Origin of the sequence: Nocardia aurantiaca (genome assembly GCF_009708175.1) — a bacterium.
Taxonomy (GTDB): domain Bacteria; phylum Actinomycetota; class Actinomycetes; order Mycobacteriales; family Mycobacteriaceae; genus Nocardia; species Nocardia aurantiaca.
Genome location: NZ_WMBB01000015.1, coordinates 1 through 16,376 on the forward strand (window position 1 = coordinate 1; position 16,376 = coordinate 16,376).

14 protein-coding genes are annotated in these 16,376 nt (G+C 66.1%); all 14 read right to left on the reverse strand.

The window, feature by feature from the left end:
• Window positions 1–2,424: DNA-directed RNA polymerase subunit beta (gene rpoB / locus GLP40_RS27355; RefSeq protein WP_328290727.1), on the reverse strand; the 2,424-nt coding region annotated here is incomplete at its 3' end.
• 675 nt (window positions 2,425–3,099) lie between these two features.
• The gene (locus GLP40_RS27360) at window positions 3,100–3,855 is read right to left on the reverse strand and encodes a hypothetical protein (RefSeq protein ID WP_154790912.1); all 756 of its coding nucleotides are present in this window, start codon (window positions 3,853–3,855) and stop codon (window positions 3,100–3,102) included.
• 13 nt (window positions 3,856–3,868) lie between these two features.
• Window positions 3,869–4,675: a hypothetical protein gene (locus tag GLP40_RS27365; protein WP_154790913.1), complete on the reverse strand. Its 807-nt coding sequence runs from the start codon at window positions 4,673–4,675 to the stop codon at window positions 3,869–3,871.
• 69 nt (window positions 4,676–4,744) lie between these two features.
• Window positions 4,745–5,986, reverse strand: a complete 1,242-nt coding sequence (locus GLP40_RS27370) for an MCE family protein (protein WP_154790914.1) — start codon at window positions 5,984–5,986, stop codon at window positions 4,745–4,747.
• Window positions 5,983–7,221, reverse strand: coding sequence for an MCE family protein (locus tag GLP40_RS27375; RefSeq protein WP_154790915.1), 1,239 nt, complete (start codon window positions 7,219–7,221; stop codon window positions 5,983–5,985). Before GLP40_RS27375 ends, GLP40_RS27370 begins: the two co-directional genes overlap by 4 nt.
• Window positions 7,218–8,477: an MCE family protein gene (locus GLP40_RS27380; protein WP_328290728.1), complete on the reverse strand. Its 1,260-nt coding sequence runs from the start codon at window positions 8,475–8,477 to the stop codon at window positions 7,218–7,220. Before GLP40_RS27380 ends, GLP40_RS27375 begins: the two co-directional genes overlap by 4 nt.
• Window positions 8,478–8,480: 3 nt before the next feature.
• Window positions 8,481–9,488: an MCE family protein gene (locus GLP40_RS27385; protein WP_154790916.1), complete on the reverse strand. Its 1,008-nt coding sequence runs from the start codon at window positions 9,486–9,488 to the stop codon at window positions 8,481–8,483.
• A complete protein-coding gene (locus tag GLP40_RS27390) occupies window positions 9,488–10,564 on the reverse strand; it encodes an MCE family protein (protein WP_154791052.1) in 1,077 nt (358 codons plus the stop codon). The genes GLP40_RS27385 and GLP40_RS27390 overlap by 1 nt, the downstream gene beginning before the upstream one ends.
• 8 nt (window positions 10,565–10,572) lie before the next feature.
• The gene (locus GLP40_RS27395; protein ID WP_154790917.1) at window positions 10,573–11,925 is read right to left on the reverse strand and encodes an MCE family protein; all 1,353 of its coding nucleotides are present in this window, start codon (window positions 11,923–11,925) and stop codon (window positions 10,573–10,575) included.
• 70 nt (window positions 11,926–11,995) lie between these two features.
• Window positions 11,996–12,799, reverse strand: coding sequence for an MlaE family ABC transporter permease (locus tag GLP40_RS27400; RefSeq protein ID WP_230330013.1), 804 nt, complete (start codon window positions 12,797–12,799; stop codon window positions 11,996–11,998).
• A 66-nt stretch (window positions 12,800–12,865) separates the two neighbouring features.
• The gene (locus GLP40_RS27405; RefSeq protein ID WP_328290729.1) at window positions 12,866–13,660 is read right to left on the reverse strand and encodes an MlaE family ABC transporter permease; all 795 of its coding nucleotides are present in this window, start codon (window positions 13,658–13,660) and stop codon (window positions 12,866–12,868) included.
• A gap of 10 nt (window positions 13,661–13,670) precedes the next feature.
• The gene (locus GLP40_RS27410; RefSeq protein ID WP_328290730.1) at window positions 13,671–14,732 is read right to left on the reverse strand and encodes an ABC transporter ATP-binding protein; all 1,062 of its coding nucleotides are present in this window, start codon (window positions 14,730–14,732) and stop codon (window positions 13,671–13,673) included.
• Window positions 14,733–15,113: 381 nt separating this feature from the next.
• Window positions 15,114–15,494, reverse strand: coding sequence for a 50S ribosomal protein L7/L12 (gene rplL, locus GLP40_RS27415; RefSeq protein ID WP_154790919.1), 381 nt, complete (start codon window positions 15,492–15,494; stop codon window positions 15,114–15,116).
• A 64-nt stretch (window positions 15,495–15,558) separates the two neighbouring features.
• Complete coding sequence (gene rplJ, locus GLP40_RS27420; RefSeq protein WP_154790920.1) at window positions 15,559–16,113, reverse strand: 50S ribosomal protein L10; 555 nt, start codon at window positions 16,111–16,113, stop codon at window positions 15,559–15,561.
• Window positions 16,114–16,376: the final 263 nt, after the last annotated feature.

Genomic DNA, 16,376 nt, shown 5'->3' on the forward strand with positions numbered 1-16,376 from the left:
GCGCAGCAGCCGCTCCTCCGGAGTCAGCTCGGTCTCACCCTTCGGGGTGACCTTGCCGACCAGGATGTCACCGTCACGGACCTCCGCGCCGATGCGCACGATGCCGCGCTCGTCGAGATCGGCGAGGACCTCGTCGGAGACGTTCGGGATGTCCCGGGTGATCTCCTCGGCACCGAGCTTGGTGTCACGAGCGTCGATCTCGTGCTCCTCGATGTGGATCGAGGTCAGCACGTCGTCCTCCACGAGACGCTGCGACAGGATGATCGCGTCCTCGTAGTTGTGACCCTCCCACGGCATGATCGCCACGAGCAGGTTCTTACCCAGCGCCATCTCACCGTTCTCGGTGCAGGGGCCGTCGGCGAGCACATGCCCGGCCTCCACGCGCATGCCCTCGTCCACGATCGGACGCTGGTTGGCGCAGGTGCCCTGGTTCGAACGCTCGAACTTACGCAGCCGGTAGCTGCGACGGGTGCCGTCATCATGCATAACGGTGATGAAGTCGGCCGAAACCTCTTCCACCACACCGGGTTTCTGGTTCACGACCACGTCGCCGGCGTCGACGGCGGCGCGCAGCTCCATGCCGGTGCCGACCAGCGGCGACTCGGAACGGATCAGCGGCACGGCCTGACGCTGCATGTTCGCGCCCATGAGGGCACGGTTGGCGTCGTCGTGCTCGAGGAACGGAATCATGGCGGTCGCGACCGACACCATCTGGCGCGGCGAGACGTCCATGAAGGTCACCTCGGTCGGCGAGACGTACTCCATCTCCTCGTTGCCGCGGCGCGCGAGCACCCGGTCCTCGAGGAAGTTGCCGTCGGCGTCGATCGGCGAGTTGGCCTGCGCCCGGACGTGGCGGTCCTCCTCATCGGCGGTCAGGTACTTGACCTCGTCGGTGACGCGGCCGTTCTCGACCCGGCGGTACGGGGTCTCGATGAAACCGAACGGGTTGACCCGCGCGTACACCGACAGCGAGCCGATCAGACCGATGTTGGGGCCTTCCGGGGTCTCGATCGGGCACATGCGGCCGTAGTGCGAGGGGTGGACGTCGCGGACTTCCAGGCCGGCGCGCTCACGGGACAGACCACCCGGACCCAGCGCCGACAGACGACGCTTGTGGGTCAGACCCGACAGCGGGTTGTTCTGGTCCATGAACTGCGACAGCTGCGAGGTGCCGAAGAACTCCTTGATCGCCGCCACGACCGGGCGGATGTTGATCAGGGTCTGCGGGGTGATGGCCTCGACGTCCTGGGTGGTCATGCGCTCACGCACGACGCGCTCCATGCGGGACAGGCCGACGCGGATCTGGTTCTGGATCAGCTCGCCAACCGTCCGCAGACGACGGTTGCCGAAGTGGTCGATGTCGTCGACCTCGACCGGAACCTCGACGCCGCCGGGGACGGTCATCAGCTTGTCGCCCTGGTGCAGGCGGACCAGGTACTCGATCGTCGCGACGATGTCTTCCTTGGTCAGCACCGAACCCTGGACGGGCACGCCGGCATTGACGCCCAGCTTCTTGTTGACCTTGTAGCGGCCGACGCGGGCCAGGTCGTAGCGCTTCTCCTTGAAGAACAGGTTCTCCAGCAGGGTCTGCGCGGACTCCTTGGTCGGCGGCTCGCCCGGACGCAGCTTGCGGTAGATGTCCAGCAGCGCCTCGTCCTGACCCGGGGTCGAGTCCTTCTCGAGGGTGGACATCATGATCTCGGAGAAGCCGAAGCGCTCGGTGATCTCCTCGGTCGTCAGGCCCAGCGCCTTCAGCAGCACGGTGACCGGCTGACGACGCTTGCGGTCGATGCGGACGCCGACGGTGTCGCGCTTGTCCACGTCGAACTCCAGCCACGCGCCGCGCGACGGGATGACGCGCACGGAGTGCAGCGTCTTCTCGGTGGACTTGTCGATGGACTCGTCGAAGTACACGCCCGGCGAACGGACCAGCTGCGACACGACGACGCGCTCGGTGCCGTTGATGATGAACGTGCCCTTGTCGGTCATCATCGGGAAGTCACCCATGAAGACCGTCTGAGACTTGATCTCACCGGTGTTGTTGTTGATGAACTCCGCGGTCACGAACAGCGGCGCCGCGTAGGTCATGTCCTTGTCCTTGCACTCTTCGATGGAGGCCTTGACCTCTTCGAAGCGCGGGTCGGAGAAGGACAGCGACATGGAGCCGGAGAAGTCCTCGATCGGAGACAGCTCCTCGAGCACCTCCTCGAGGCCCCCGACAGGGTTGGTGACGTCGCCGCGCGCGGTGGCACGCTCACGCCAGTCTGCTGAACCGACCAGCCAGGCGAACGATTCGGTTTGTAGATCGAGAAGTCCGGGAACCTCCAGGGGCTCACGAATCTTCGCGAAAGACACCCGCTTCGGGGCTCCGGGGATACCGGCCTTGGTCTGGGTGGAGACTGCCAAGATGCGTCCTTCCAGCACCTCACGCGCGTCGCGTGGTGGTCCGCGACCGTCGCTTGTCTGCTACGAATTCCGCTGGTTACGACCCGAACGAAACCCAAACAGCGAACAACGGAAGTAACACCTGAGGGTGGAACTTTCGTGATGCGATCGAGGTATGGACAGGAGGCAGCCAGCGCAACGTCCAAAACTACACCCAAACCTACGGGGGTGTCAAAGTACCACCCGTGGTGATCCGTGGGCGGCAACTTCGCCCTGGTGTGTCTGTGTCGATATCCGGGCGATCAGAGCGCCGATACCAGCACAGCCGAGTGACGGTCTCCACACGGATTTCCGGCTGGGCCGCAGAGTCCGCTGGCTGCGTTCACAAGGCCCTCGCCGGCGTTCTGTCCCTGTGACAGCCGCCGCTGTTGTGAATAGCGTGACGGGTCGGACGAAACTCGTCAAGTGGCGGTCCGAGTTGACAAATCGCGAGATCGCCTGTCCCGCTACAAGATCACTGTGCTCACCTGCCCTTCGCTTCGCTCCGGGCTGTTCGCGGCCCCTTCGGGCCTCGATTCCTCCCTCCGCTCCGCCGAGGCGCGGGTCTATGCAGACCCGTCTCGCTTCGGGGCGCAGGTCCATCGACCGCGGTCCGGGATCGAGGCGGGGCCGCGAACTCCGTGGTCGGTGCGTCCGAGGGGTGGAGGACTCGGGCTATTTGTCGGTGATCTCCGCAGCGAGCCAGTGGCCGTCGACCTTCTGCATGCGCAGCACGATCGGTCCCGAGGCGAGGGGCTCGGGCTTGCCGTCCTTGACCGAGGAGATGTTCAGGTTGACCAGTAGCTCGGCGCGGTCGCCGGTGAGAAGGGTCACGCCGATCGGGTCGGTTTTCACGTCGGTGTCGGTCTGGGTCTGCTTGATGGTGTCGACCGTGGTGTCGACGTACTTGGCGAAATCCTTCTGCATCTTGTCGGTGAGCACCGAGTTGACCGCGGCCTTCCACTTGTCGATCTCGGCGGCCTTGTAGCCGTAGAGCGTGGTGAGGGCGTGGTCGGCGGCGGCCTTGACCTCGTCGGTGGCCTTGTTGTCGACGTAGGCGAGATTGCCCGAATCCGAATTCGGCTTGCTCACCCAGTGATTCACCGCACCGGCGATCGCGAAGGCGAGCAACAGCGCCGACAGCACCCCGCACAGCACGGCGACACCCCAGTTACGCCAAAACGTGCCCCAGCCCGACTGCTTGGAATACTGTTGTGAGGCAGGGTCTTTGGACAGGCCCGGACCGCGCGGCGGAGTGGTGCCCGACGCGGTCCGACCCGCTCGCTCGGAGGTGGACCGAGCGTTCACGGTGGTCTTCCGCTCGGTCCCGGTGGCCTGCACGTCCGCGGCGGTGGTGCGCGACGCGGTGCCGCGTTGGGCAGCAGGGCGGCGCGGGGTGACGCGGTTGACGGGTCGTTTCCGGTTGGCCATGGTCACTCCCTCCTTAGTTGCCCGGCTTGGGGGTGGGCTGAGTCGACGTCGGTTGCCGCGCATCCTGTTGGGCGCCGCCCGAGCCCAGGGGCACCGGCTCGCCGAGATTCTGGGCCTTCTCGGCCTTCCAGGTGCTGCCGACCTTCACCATGTCGAGGGTCCACAGCTGGCGGAAGGTGGCGGGCTGGCCGCCGGGCCAGCTGCGGGTGATCTTCAGCACCGCGAAGGCGGAGGCGTGGTCGAGTTCGCTGTTGAGCGAGGTGAGCGTGATGCCCTCGACAGCGGCTTGGATGCGGGTCTTGGAGTCCTGGGCGGTCTGCTTGAGCTGATCCTGCCCGTCCTCCTGCTGCTTCAGCAGCTCGCCGGTCATGGATGACCGGATGTTCGCCAGCGACCCGTCGATATCGTCCGGGTTGATGGACATGAGATTGACCGCGGCCTGGCGGCCATCGGTCAGGGCGGCGTCGCGGGCTTCGGCCCGGGTCTCGTCCTTGGCGTCGCCGAACCAGACGAAGCCGACCACGGCCGCCACGACGGCGGACACGGCCAGCAGCGCGACCGCGCCGAGCTTCCGCATGTCCCGGCCATTCGCCGAGGCCGGCTCGGGTGTCTTTGCGGTGGCCGGCTCGGCGGGCTTGTCCAGCACAACGGTCGGCTCGGCCGCCGACCCGGCCGTGTCCGCTCCCGATGACGTGGCATCGGCGTCGGCGGATATGGTCGCGGCGTCTGCCCTGGACGCGTCCGGGGTTGTATCGGGAACCGGCGTGGTTGCCGGCTTCTCGAGGTTCGCCCCCGATTCGCTGTCCTTGTGCTGACTCACGCCGCCACCATACTTTCCTCTCTTCGCGCCCTAGCCGGGACCGTGTGCCACATCGCTACCCGAATCCGATCAGTGCTTGGGCGTGATGCCCATCAGCGTGGCCAGCTGGGTGGCCACCGGGTTCAGGTTGAGCTTGTCCGGGTCGTACTTCGGCTTGTCGTCCCACGGCTGCCCGACACTCGGATCGGCCAGCTCGGCGCGGTTGGCGCCGCGGACGTCGGTCTCGCTGCCCTGCGGGACATTGCAGCCGGCTTCGGTATTGAACGGGAAGTCGTCACGGCTGTCGTCGAAGCTGGGGTTCTGGGCCTTCATCTGATCCAGAATCCGTTGCGTGCCTTCGTATCCCAGCGTGCAGGCGGGCGGGTTGTTGGTCTCCAGGACCAGGCCGAAGTGGGTGGTGCCGTCACCGGGCGCGGTGGACGAACCGCCCAGCGGCAGCAGCGGCAGCATCTGCAGCACCGGGCCGAGGGCGTAGAACTTCGGCGAGATGGCCAGCAGCAGGACCCGCAGGTTGGTGAGGTCCTTGGTGAGGGCCGGGCCGCTCTCGGTGAGCAGGCGCTGGATCGCCGATCCGGCGTCCTTACCCGTGCCGATGAGGCGGCGGATGTCCGGGTCGTTGGACTTCAGCTGCGCGGTGAGCTTGTCCAGGCCGTCGCTGAACTGAAGGATCGCCGGTGACTGCTCGGCCTGGGTGCCCAGCACGGTGCGGGCGGACCGGAGCAGCGCCAGGGTCTGCGGCAGGTTGTCCGCGGCCGTCGCGCTGAACTGGTTGAGCGAGTCGACCAGGATCTTGAGGTCGTCACCCCTACCGTCGAAGGCCTTGCCCAGCTCGGTGATGGTGGTGGACACCGCCTTCAGGTCGGTCGTACCGGCGAAGTGGTCGACACTGGAGAGCAGGTCCTCCACGTGAATGGGCACCTGCGCTCCGACGATGACCGAGCCGTCCTTCAGGTAGGGCCCGCCGTCGCCGGTGGGCTGCAGATCCACGTACTGCTCACCGATGGCGGAACGGTCGGCGACCACGGCCTTGGCATTGGCGGGGACCTTGGGCTTACCGGAGTTCATCTCCAGGGTGATGAGCACGCCGTCGGGGGTGACGTCGAGGTCGCCGACCCGTCCCACGGGGACGCCGCGGTAGGTGACCTCCGCGCCCTTGGACAGGTTGCCGGTCTCGGCGGCCTGCACCTTCACCTTGTACAGCCCGAAACCGAGCATATTGTCCAGCCGCACGTATTTTGCGCCGACGAAGACGACGCCGATCACGGCGATGAGCGCGAAGGCGATCAGCTGATTGCGTACCAGACGTGTCATCGCGGACCACCCACTCCCAGCTGCTCGAGGATCGATCCGAGCGGATCGGTCGGTCCCGGCCCGGTCGGCTTGGCCACCGTGTTCGGCAGCGGCAGCAGCGAGACGGTCGGCCAGCCGCCGCGCGGCCCGTTGCCGTTGTAGTACGGGTTGGTCGGGTCCACGTTGACCTGGCGGCCGCTGGGCGGCACATACTGCGGATCCGGTTTGCCCACACCGAGATTCGACAGCAGGGTGCCGATCTGCAGGTCCACCGAGAGCCAGGTGTTGACCTGCCCGCCGAACGCCGACTTGATGGCCTCGTCCGGGAACGGGTAGGTCGGGATGAGCGGGAACGCGGTCACCAGGTCACCGGCCGACGACCCCAGCGCCTGCAAGGTGGGCCGCAGTGAGGACAGGTCGGTGATCAGATTGTCCTTGGACTTGTTGAGCACGTCGAAGCCGGCCTGCCCCAGCCGATCCAGCTGGCTCAGCAGCTGAATCAACTGCGGCCGTTGCTCATTGAGGATCTTGATGCCGCCCGGCAACTCGTCGAGGATCTTGGAGATCTGCTCGGTCTGCTGCCCCACCCGGCTGGTCAGCGTGTCGAGGCTGTCCAGGGCGCGGGTGATGTTGTCGACCTGGTCGTCGAGACCCTTGATGAGAATGTCGGCCTGGTTCAGCAGGTCCCGCACCTTCCCCTCGCGACCGCCCAGCGTCTTGTTGAGCTCCACCACGATCGGCTGCAGTTGCGCCACGCCGCCGCCATTGAGCAGCAGCGACAGCGCGCCCAGCACCTGTTCCACCTCGGTGGCGGTGCGGGTGTTCTCGACCGGGATCCGGGCGCCGTCCTTCAGCCGCGCGGAATCGGCATCCTTGGCGGGAGCGGACAGTTCGATGTACTTCTCACCCAGCAGGTTGGTCTGCTTGACCTCGGCGCGAGCATTGGCGGGCAGGTTCACGCTGTCGTTCACCAGCACCTGCACGCTGGCTTCCCAGGCGTTGTCGGGCGCGATGCGGATCTTGTCGACCCGGCCCACGGCCACGCCGTCCACCTTCACCGTCGACTGCGGGACCAGGTCCAGCACGTCGGCGAAGCGGATGTCGAGGTGCAGTGGGTGCTTGCCCACGTTGGGGCCGCCGGGCAGCGGAATGCTCTCCGCACCGCAGCCCGCGGCCGCCAGCGTCACCGCGCTCAGCGAGGTGGCCAGCAGAGCGGCGCGCTTGACCCGGCCGCCGCGAATCCGGTTGGCGCTCATCGCTGCCCACCTTCCTGCTGCGACGGCGGCAGCTGATCGGACGGGTTTCCGGGCACGCTGCCGGGCACCGGATTGCGCTGCTCGTTCTCGCCGCTGAGGATGCCGAAGGGCAGCACCAGCGTCGGCGTCTTCACGCCGGCGGTGAGCTGATCGGTGATCACCTTGCAGTTGTTCAGGATCGGCTGCAGCTGCCGGGAGATCGCGTCGAACTTGGGGTCACCGGGACGCAGCTTGCCCAGGTCCAGCATCTTGCAGATGACGCCGAACGGATCCTGCAGGTCGGGGAAGTTCGGGCGCATGTCGAGCGTGCCGGTCTCACCATTGTGCACATTGATCAGGTTGCTCAGCGCGGTCGGGATGAGCGGCAGCGCCTTGGCCAGATCGTCACGCTGATCGGCGAGGGTCTGGGTGAGCTTGGTCAGCGCATCGGCGTTGGACTGCACCAGGTCCCGGTTGTTGTCGATGAACCGGGCCACATCGCCGAGTGCGACCGAGAGCAGGTTCAGCGCGTCGCCGAGGGTCCGGCGCTCGTCGGACAGGAACCCGGCCAGCGAGGCCAACTGGGTGTTGAAGGTCCGCACCTGCGCGTCGTTGTCGGCCAGCGTCTGCACGAAGGTCTGCAGGTTCTTGACCGTGTCGAAAATGTCGGTGCGCGAATCGGAGAGCGCGTGCGCGGCCTTGGACAGCTGCGTGAAGCTGTTGCCCAATGCCTCACCGTTGCCGGAGAGGTTGTCCGCGGAGGTGCGGGCCAGCTGGTTCAGCGCCCCGTCCTTGTTGGCGCCGTTGGGGCCCAGCGCATCCGAGAGTTCGGTGATGCTCTTGTAGAGCCGGTCCACCTCGACCGGGGTCGCGGTGCGCTCCTTCGGGATGGTGGCGTTGCGCCCCATCTTGGGCCCGCCCTTGTAGGCGGGCGCGAGCTGGATGTACCGATCCGACACCACCGAGGGGGTGATCTGGGCGGCCTTGGCGTCGGCGGGGATGTCGTAGTTGCGGTCGACCTTCATGACGACCTCGACCACGTCGCCCTTCGGCTTCACCGAGTCCACCCGGCCCACCGGCACACCCAGGATCCGGACGTCCGAACCCTTGTAGATGCCGATGGACTTGTCGAAGTACGCGGTGATCGTCGTCGTCTGGAGACGGTCGAAGCCCCACCATGCGACGCCCGCGAGCACCACCGCGAGGGCGGCCACCGCGGCGATGATCTTGCTCTTACGGCTGGTGCCGCGCAGGGCGGTCAGCGGATTGCTCGCCACGAGTCAACCTCCCAACTTTCGGATCGGCTGGCGCTCACCCGGGATGTCCGGCAACGCGGGCGGAATCAGGTTCGTGATGACGGCGTCGAACCAGCGACCGTTGCCCAGCACATTGGAGTAGAGCCCATAGAAGGGCGCGGCCAGCGAGAGGGTCTTGGACAGGTCGGCCTGGTGGTCGTTGAGCAGCTCGATGGTCTTGTTGAGATTGGTCAACGCCGGGCCGATCTGTTGCTCGTTGTCCTTGACCAGCGCGGTCAGTTCCGCCGCAACGGTTTTCGCGCCGGTGAGCAGCTGGTGGATGGCCTGCTGGCGCACGTTCAGCTCGGCCAGCAGCTGGCCGCCGTTGGCAAGCAGCCGCTCGAACTCCTGGTTCCGGTCGGCCAGCACCTTGGTGGTGGTCTTGGTGGCGGCGAACAGCTTCACGAGCTGATCGTCGCGCTTGGCCAGGGTCTCCGAGAGCCGAGCGACGCCGTCGATGGAGCCGCGCAGTTCCGGCGGCGTGGCCGAGAAGGCGTCCGACAGCACCTGGAAGCTCTGCGCCAGCTGCGCGGTATTGGTCTCCTCGATGTTCTTGGCGGCATCGCTGAAGGCGTCCACCACGTCGTAGGGAGACACGGTGCGCGACAGCGGGATCCGGTCCGAGGGGTTCATGGTCTTGGAGCCCTTGGGGTCCAGCGCCAGGTACTTCTGCCCGAGCAGGGTCTTGATCTGGATCGAGGCGGTGGTCTCGTTGCCGATCCAGGCGTCCTGGGTGCGGAAGTCGACCAGCACCTTGTCGCCGTCGAGGCGGACATCGGACACCGCGCCGACCTTCACGCCGGCGATGCGCACCTCGTTGCCCTTCTTCAGCCCCGCGGCCTCGGAGAACTCGGCGGTGTACTTGGTGCCGGCCCCGATCAGCGGCAGCTTGTCGAGGTTGAAAGCGGACATGGTCACCAGCAGCACCAGGATCAGGCCCAGTCCGCCCATGAACGCCGGACTGCGCTTGCCCAATACGACGCGGTCGTCCATCAGCGGCCTCCCTTCCCATGGCAGCGCGGCGCCGGATTCGTATAGATCGGCTGATTCACGGTCGGCATGTTCTGCAGTGCGGGCGGGAAGTTCAGCTGCGGCGCGTCCTTGGTGCCCGGTCCGGCGACGATGTCGATGCCGCACAGATAGAACTGGAACCAGGAGCCGTAGGACGCCGCGCGGCCCAGCTTCTCCATCTTGATGGGCAGGTTGGTCAGGGCTTCGTCGACCTCGTCCTTGCGGTCGTTGAGGGTTCCGGTGAGCTGGTTCAGACCTGCGATGGCGCCCTGCAGGTTCGGCCGCACCGGGACCAGCAGGTCGGCGGTGGCCGAGGTCAGCTTGCCCAGCGAGGTGACGGCCGAGCCGATGGTGCCGCGCTCGGCGTTCAGCCCGGTGACCAGCGCCTCGGTGTTCACGATCAGCTGATCGAGCTGGTCGCCGCGCGAATTGATGCTGTCCAGCACGGCGTTCAGGTTCTTGATCAGCTCACCGATCACCGCATCCTTGTCGGCCACCTTGTTGGTGAGCGAGGCGGTATTGGCCACCAGGTCCGCGATGGTGCCGGATTCGCCCTGGAAAACCTGAATGATCTCGTAGGACAGCTTGTTCACGTCCTCGGGCGTGAGCGTCTGGAACAGCGGCCGGAACCCGTTGAACAGCTCGGTCAGATTGACCGCGGGCTTGGTGCGCTCCAGCGGGATGGTCGAGCCCTTGTTCATCTTGCGGCCCTGCTGCCCGGCGCCCTGCTCGAGCGCGATGTAGCGCTGGCCCACCAGGTTCCGGTACTTGATGGTCGCGGTGGTGGAGGCCGGCAGCCAATCCCGGTCGGTCAGTTCGAATTCCACATTGGCCAGGCGCCTGTCCACGATGGACACCTTGGTCACCTTGCCCACGCGCACACCCGCGATGCGCACCTCGTCACCCTTGTTCAGCGAGGTCACATCGGTGAACCGGGCATTGAACTTGGTACCGCCGCCACCGTAGTTGGCGATGGTCAGCGCCAGCACGCCCGTCAGGAAGACCGTGACGAGAATGAAGGCGATCAGTTTGGTCAGCGTCGGCCCCAGGCCGCGCAACAGATCCTTCACTTGACGCTCACCTCACTGCCGCGGAACGCCGGCGCGGCGATCTTGGTGACCCAACCGGGCACCTCCTCGGGCGAGACACCGTGCGCCGCACCGTAGATCGCACCCAGGGCCTGAGACTCCTGCGGCGAGTAGGCGGTGGTCGGCGCCTGCGGGCCGTACACCTTGTACTGCGGCTCCGGCATCCGGCCGACGTTCTGGTCGCCCGGGTTGCGGCTCGGCGGCTGATAGGAGCCGTCATTGGCGGAGCCGTCGGTGTACTGGCCGGGGTCGGTGAACGGCGGATACATCGGAATGCACAGCGGCCCACGCGTATCGAACCAGCGCGGCTCGTCCTGGTTGGGCACGTAGCGGCCGCGCGGGTTCACGATCTGCACGGTCACCCGCGAGCCCGGCAGGTCGGTGCCCTTGCCGAAGATCTGGTCGATGCGCGGCTTCAGCTCCGCGAAACCGGCCAGCGCGCAGCTGTAGCTGGGCGAGTACTTGGCCAGCGCCTCCAGCGCGGGCCGCGAGTCCGCCGCCACATCGATGATGTTGTCGCGGTTGGCCACTAGGAAGTCGGTGGTGGTCGACGCGCTCGGGGTGAGCGTGGCCAGCAGGGCGTCGACCTGCGAACGCTTCTGCACGATGGTGGCATTGGTGGTGCGCAGGTTGTCCAGCGCTGACACCAGTTGTGGAGCGGCATCGGCGTAGGTGGTCGCCACATCGGCCAGGCTCTTCAGATCCTGTTGCAGCGTGGGCATTTCCCCATTGACCTGGGTCACGATGTCGTCGAGCCGGTCGATTGTCTTGCCCAGCTCCTCACCCCGCCCCTGCAACGCGTTGGACAGCGCGCCCAGCGTGGAGGACAGATACTGCGGCGGAATCGCCTGCAGCAGCGGCAGGATGTGGTCCAGCAGCTGGCTCACCTCGACGGCGTTGCCGCTGGTGTCCTGCTGCAGGGTGACGCCCGCGGCGAGATGGCCCTGCGGGCTCTCCGGCCACACCAGGTCGATGTAGCGCTCACCGAACAGCGTCTTGGGCAGCAGCCGCGCCGTCACATTGGCCGGGATCTCGCCCGCCTTGGACGGGTCGATGGCCAGATCCAGGGTGACGTGTTTGCCGTCGTAGCTGCTCGAGCGCAGCTCGCCGACGGTGACGCCGCGGACCTTCACATCCGCGTTGCGGGTCAGCGCGTTGCCGACGGTGTCGGTGATCAGCTTGACCCGCACCGTGTCCACGAACTGCTTGTTGTAGATGGCGATGGTGGTCCACAGGAACAGCGCCACCAGCACGAAGAAGAGCACGCCGAGGGTCCGGTTGCGCAGCTTCTCGGTGGAACGCCAGAACTGCACACGCTGTGGGTCGCTCATGCTGCCTCCATTCCGGATGAGCGGGGAGCCTGCGTGGTCACGCAAGCCGCCGCCTCCGGCCCCTGACCGCTCATCCGGCCACCCGCACCGTCGTGGTCGTTCCCCAGATCGCCAGGGACAGGAAGAAATCGAGCACGTTGATCAGCACGATGGCGGCGCGCACCGCGCGGCCCACAGCCACGCCCACGCCCGCGGGGCCGCCGCTGGCGTTGTAGCCGTAGTAGCAGTGCACCAGGATGATCACGAACGCGAAGACGAGCACCTTCACGAACGAATAGAGCACGTCTTCCGGTGGCAGGAAGAGGCTGAAGTAGTGGTCATAGGAACCACTCGACTGCCCGTTGAAGTAGATGCTGATCGACCGTGAGGCCAGGTAGGTGCCCAGCAGGCCGACCACGTACAGCGGAATCACCGCGAGGAACCCCGCGATGGCGCGGGTGGTCACCAGGAACGGTACCGACGGCACCGCCATCACCTCGAGCGCGTCGATCTCCTCGGAGATCCGCATGGCGCCCAGCTGCGCGGTGAAACCACAGCCGACCGTCGCCGAAAGCGCCAGGGCCGCAACCAGAGGCGCGAGCTCGCGGGTATTGATGTAGCCGGTCAGGAACCCGGTGAGCACGCCGGAGCCGAGGGCGTCGAGGGCCTTGAAGCCCTGCAGACCGACGACCACGCCGACCGAGGCCGACATGAACACGATCACGCCGATGGTGCCGCCGATGACAGCCAGCGCACCCGAACCGAAGGTCACCTCGGCCAGCAGCCGCATGACCTCCTTGCGGAAGTGCACGATGGTCTTCGGGATGGCCCCGATCGCCCGGGAGTAGAACGACATCTGGTCCCCGGCCCTGTCGACCAGGTTCACCGGGGCCATCAGCGCGGGCTTCAGCCGGCGCGCCGACCGGGAGAAGGCGGTGGAGCGCAGCGAGATAACCATGGGTCACGCGCCCTTTGCGGGGACGACCTGAAGGTAGATCAGGGTGAGGATCAGATTCAGGAAGAACAGCACGAGGAACGTGATCACCACGGATTGGTTCACCGCGTCACCCACTCCTTTCGGTCCCCCCTTCGGATGCAGGCCCTTGTAGGCGGCGATCACGCCCGCCACCACGCCGAAGATCAGGGCCTTGATCTCGCCGATGACCAGGTCGGGGATCTGCGCCAGGGCGGAGAAGGACGCCAGGTAGGCGCCCGGGGTGCCGCCCTGCAGCCCCACGTTGAAGAAGTAGCCGCCGCAGATGCCGACCACCGACACCAGGCCGTTGAGCAGGAAGGCGACCAGCATCATGCCCAGCACGCGCGGAACCACAAGGCGCTGAATGGGATCGATGCCGAGCACCTCCATGGCGTCGATCTCCTCGCGGATGGTGCGCGAGCCGAGATCGGCGGCCACGGCCGAACCGGCGGCTCCGGCGATGATCAGTGCGGTCACCACCGGGGCGGCTTGCTGAACGGTCGCCAGAACACTGGTCGCACCGGTGAAGTTCTCCGCGCCCAGCTGCTTGATGAGCGAGCCGGTCTGCAGGGCCACCACCGCACCGAACGGGATTGCCACCAAAGCGGCAGGGAGGATCGAGACACTCGCGATGAACCACGACTGTTCGATGAACTCCCGCCACTGGAAGGGCCGGCGGAACGTCTTCCGGAGCACGTCCAAAAACAGTGCGAAGATGTTGCCGGCCTGGGCAAGTCCCGACTCGACCGGGGTGCGCAGTCGCGTCAGGGTGGGATTCACGCCGCGTATGTTACCCGTTAGTCAGGTTCTGTCGAACCGTGGAGTCGTAGCCGCCCTGATATGCGGGCATCACCTGCGTGTCGGCCTCATCGCCGTTCTGCGACATGGACTCCCGAATGGCCTCCTGAGCGGCCGGGGGCAACGTGTGCATGATCTGACGGACCCGCTCACGCCGCCGGTGCACGGCACCGCGGACGGGCATGCCCGGGGTCGCCCGCATCTGCGGAATGATGCCCTCGATCTCCTCGGCGCCACCCGCGTGGTGACCCGAGTCGAACATGGCCTGCTCGCGGGCCATCTGGGCCTCGTCCTTCTCCTCGGACATGCCGATCGGACCCTGCATGCGGCCGTTGAGGAACTGCTTGACCACCGGCTCCTCCGAGGTCAGCAGCACCTCACGGGGACCGAACATGACCAGGTTGCGGCGGAACAGCATGCCGATGTTGTCCGGCACCGTACGGGCCAGGTTGATGTTGTGCGTGACGATCAGGATCGTCGCGTCGATCTGCGCGTTGATATCGATCAACAACTGCGAAAGATAGGTGGTGCGAACGGGATCCAGACCCGAGTCCGGCTCGTCGACCAGAATGATCTGCGGGTCCAGCACCAGCGCGCGGGCCAGGCCGGCGCGCTTGCGCATACCGCCGGAGATCTCACCGGGAAGCTTGCCCTCGGCGCCGAGCAGACCGGTCAGCTCGAGCTTCTCCATGACGATCTTCTTGATCTCGGATTCGCTCTTCTTGGTGTGCTCGCGCAACGGGAAGGCCGTGTTGTCGAACAGGTTCATGGACCCGAACAGCGCGCCGTCCTGGAACAAGACGCCGAACAGCTTGCGGATCTCGTAGAGCTCTTTGTTGGAGCAGGTCGTGATGTCGGTGCCGTCGATGTAGATCGAGCCCTTCTCCGGGCGCAGCAGACCGATCAACGACTTCAGGAAGACGGACTTACCGGTACCGGATGGGCCGAGCAGAGCGCTGACTTCCCCCGGCGGCAGCGTCAGCGTGACGTCCTGCCAAATACGCTGCGAACCGAATGACTTCGTGATGCCTTCGGTCCTGACCTCGACGCCCACGCCAACCTCCACTTTCTCCGACGAGCGCACTACGTGTGACTACGGGCCACGAATTTCGCGCGGTGTGGCGCATCACAGTAGGTCCGGTCACTGTATCGCATATGCACCGTCTCGGACACCGGGACCTGACTGGTCGGTAGGAACTTTCGTAACGAATTACCGATTACGCGCCAATCACAGCGGCACACTACGCGAAAAGGGTGGTCCCACAATGGGAACCACCCTTGTCACAATCACAGCGCCGCCGCCGGGAGATGGGGTTGGGAAAGTTCCCAATCACCGCTCAGGAGGCGAAGTCCGCCGCCCGTTCGGGATGCGGGGCGAAGCCCCGCGTCCCTCCCTTTCGGGGGCGTCGGGGGCTTGCCCCGACACAATCCCGTCTTACTTGACGGAGACCTTGGCGCCGGCCTCTTCCAGCTTCGCCTTGGCGGCCTCGGCGGCCTCCTTGGCGACCTTCTCGAGGATCGGCTTCGGGGCGCCCTCGACCAGGTCCTTGGCTTCCTTCAGGCCCAGGCCGGAGACGATCTCACGGACGACCTTGATGACCTGGATCTTCTTGTCGCCGGCACCCTCGAGGATGACGTCGAACTCGTCCTGCTCCTCGGCGGCCTCGGCCGGGGCAGCGCCACCGGCGACCGCGGCGACGGCGACCGGAGCAGCGGCGGTGACCTCGAACTTGTCCTCGAACGCCTTCACGAACTCGGACAGCTCCAGCAGGGTCATGCCGGCGAAGGTCTCGAGCAGCTCATCAACGTTGGCCATTGATATTTCCTTTCGGTAGTTCCGTCACCGCGTGAACGGGGACGAAGAGGTTTGGGGTAGTGACTTATTCGGCGTCCGCGGCCGGAGCTTCGGCGGCGCCACCCTCGGCGCGCTTCTTCTCCTCGAGGGCCGCGGCCAGGCGGGCGATCTGCGAGGCCGGGGCGGCGAACAGCCCGGCAGCCTTCGACAGGTTGCCCTTCATGGCGCCGGCCAGCTTGGCCAGCAGCACCTCGCGCGACTCCAGGTCGGCAATGCGCTCGACCTCGGACACGGACAGCGCGGTGCCGTCCATGTAGCCGCCCTTGATGATGAGCGCCTTGTTGTCCTTGGCGAACGCCTTGAGCGCCTTCGCGGCGTCGACCGGTTCACCCTTGATGAAGGTGATAGCGGTCGGACCGACGAACAAGTCATCCAGGCCTTCCACGCCCGCCTCGGCGGCAGCGCGCTTGACCAGGGTGTTCTTGGCGACGGAGTAGGTAGCGTTCGCGCCGAGGGCACGACGCAGCTCAGTGATCTTGCCGACGGACAGGCCACGGTATTCCGTGACGACAGTCGCGGTGGACGACTTGAACTGCTCAGCGATCTCCGCGACCGCGGTGACCTTCTCAGGCTTTGCCATACTTCGCCTCCTCTCTGGATGGTCGGTTCTCGAATGAACTACCGAGTTCCGCCACAGGGGCCGGCGACAAAGCAAACGCCCCGGACGCAAGGTGGTCCCGGGGCGCACAAGAAACACGATGCGAGCTGAGCTCGCCAGTTTCCCTTACCTCGGCTCTCCCTGCGTGGGCCGCCGGCAATATCGCCGGACCTTCGACTGCCCGAGGGCAGCAACCAACGGTCTTCGGTAGAACGATTGGGGGTGATCATCGGCCGAATCTCCGA

Coding starts and splice junctions, on each gene's coding strand:
- GLP40_RS27400 (WP_230330013.1), bottom strand. CDS start 12,799: ATGGCCCCGGTGAACCTGGTCGACAGGGCCGGGGACCAGATGTCGTTC.
- GLP40_RS27370 (WP_154790914.1), bottom strand. CDS start 5,986: ATGACACGTCTGGTACGCAATCAGCTGATCGCCTTCGCGCTCATCGCC.
- GLP40_RS27360 (WP_154790912.1), bottom strand. CDS start 3,855: ATGGCCAACCGGAAACGACCCGTCAACCGCGTCACCCCGCGCCGCCCT.
- rplJ (WP_154790920.1), bottom strand. CDS start 16,113: ATGGCAAAGCCTGAGAAGGTCACCGCGGTCGCGGAGATCGCTGAGCAG.
- GLP40_RS27395 (WP_154790917.1), bottom strand. CDS start 11,925: ATGAGCGACCCACAGCGTGTGCAGTTCTGGCGTTCCACCGAGAAGCTG.
- GLP40_RS27375 (WP_154790915.1), bottom strand. CDS start 7,221: ATGAGCGCCAACCGGATTCGCGGCGGCCGGGTCAAGCGCGCCGCTCTG.
- rplL (WP_154790919.1), bottom strand. CDS start 15,494: ATGGCCAACGTTGATGAGCTGCTCGAGACCTTCGCCGGCATGACCCTG.
- GLP40_RS27385 (WP_154790916.1), bottom strand. CDS start 9,488: ATGGACGACCGCGTCGTATTGGGCAAGCGCAGTCCGGCGTTCATGGGC.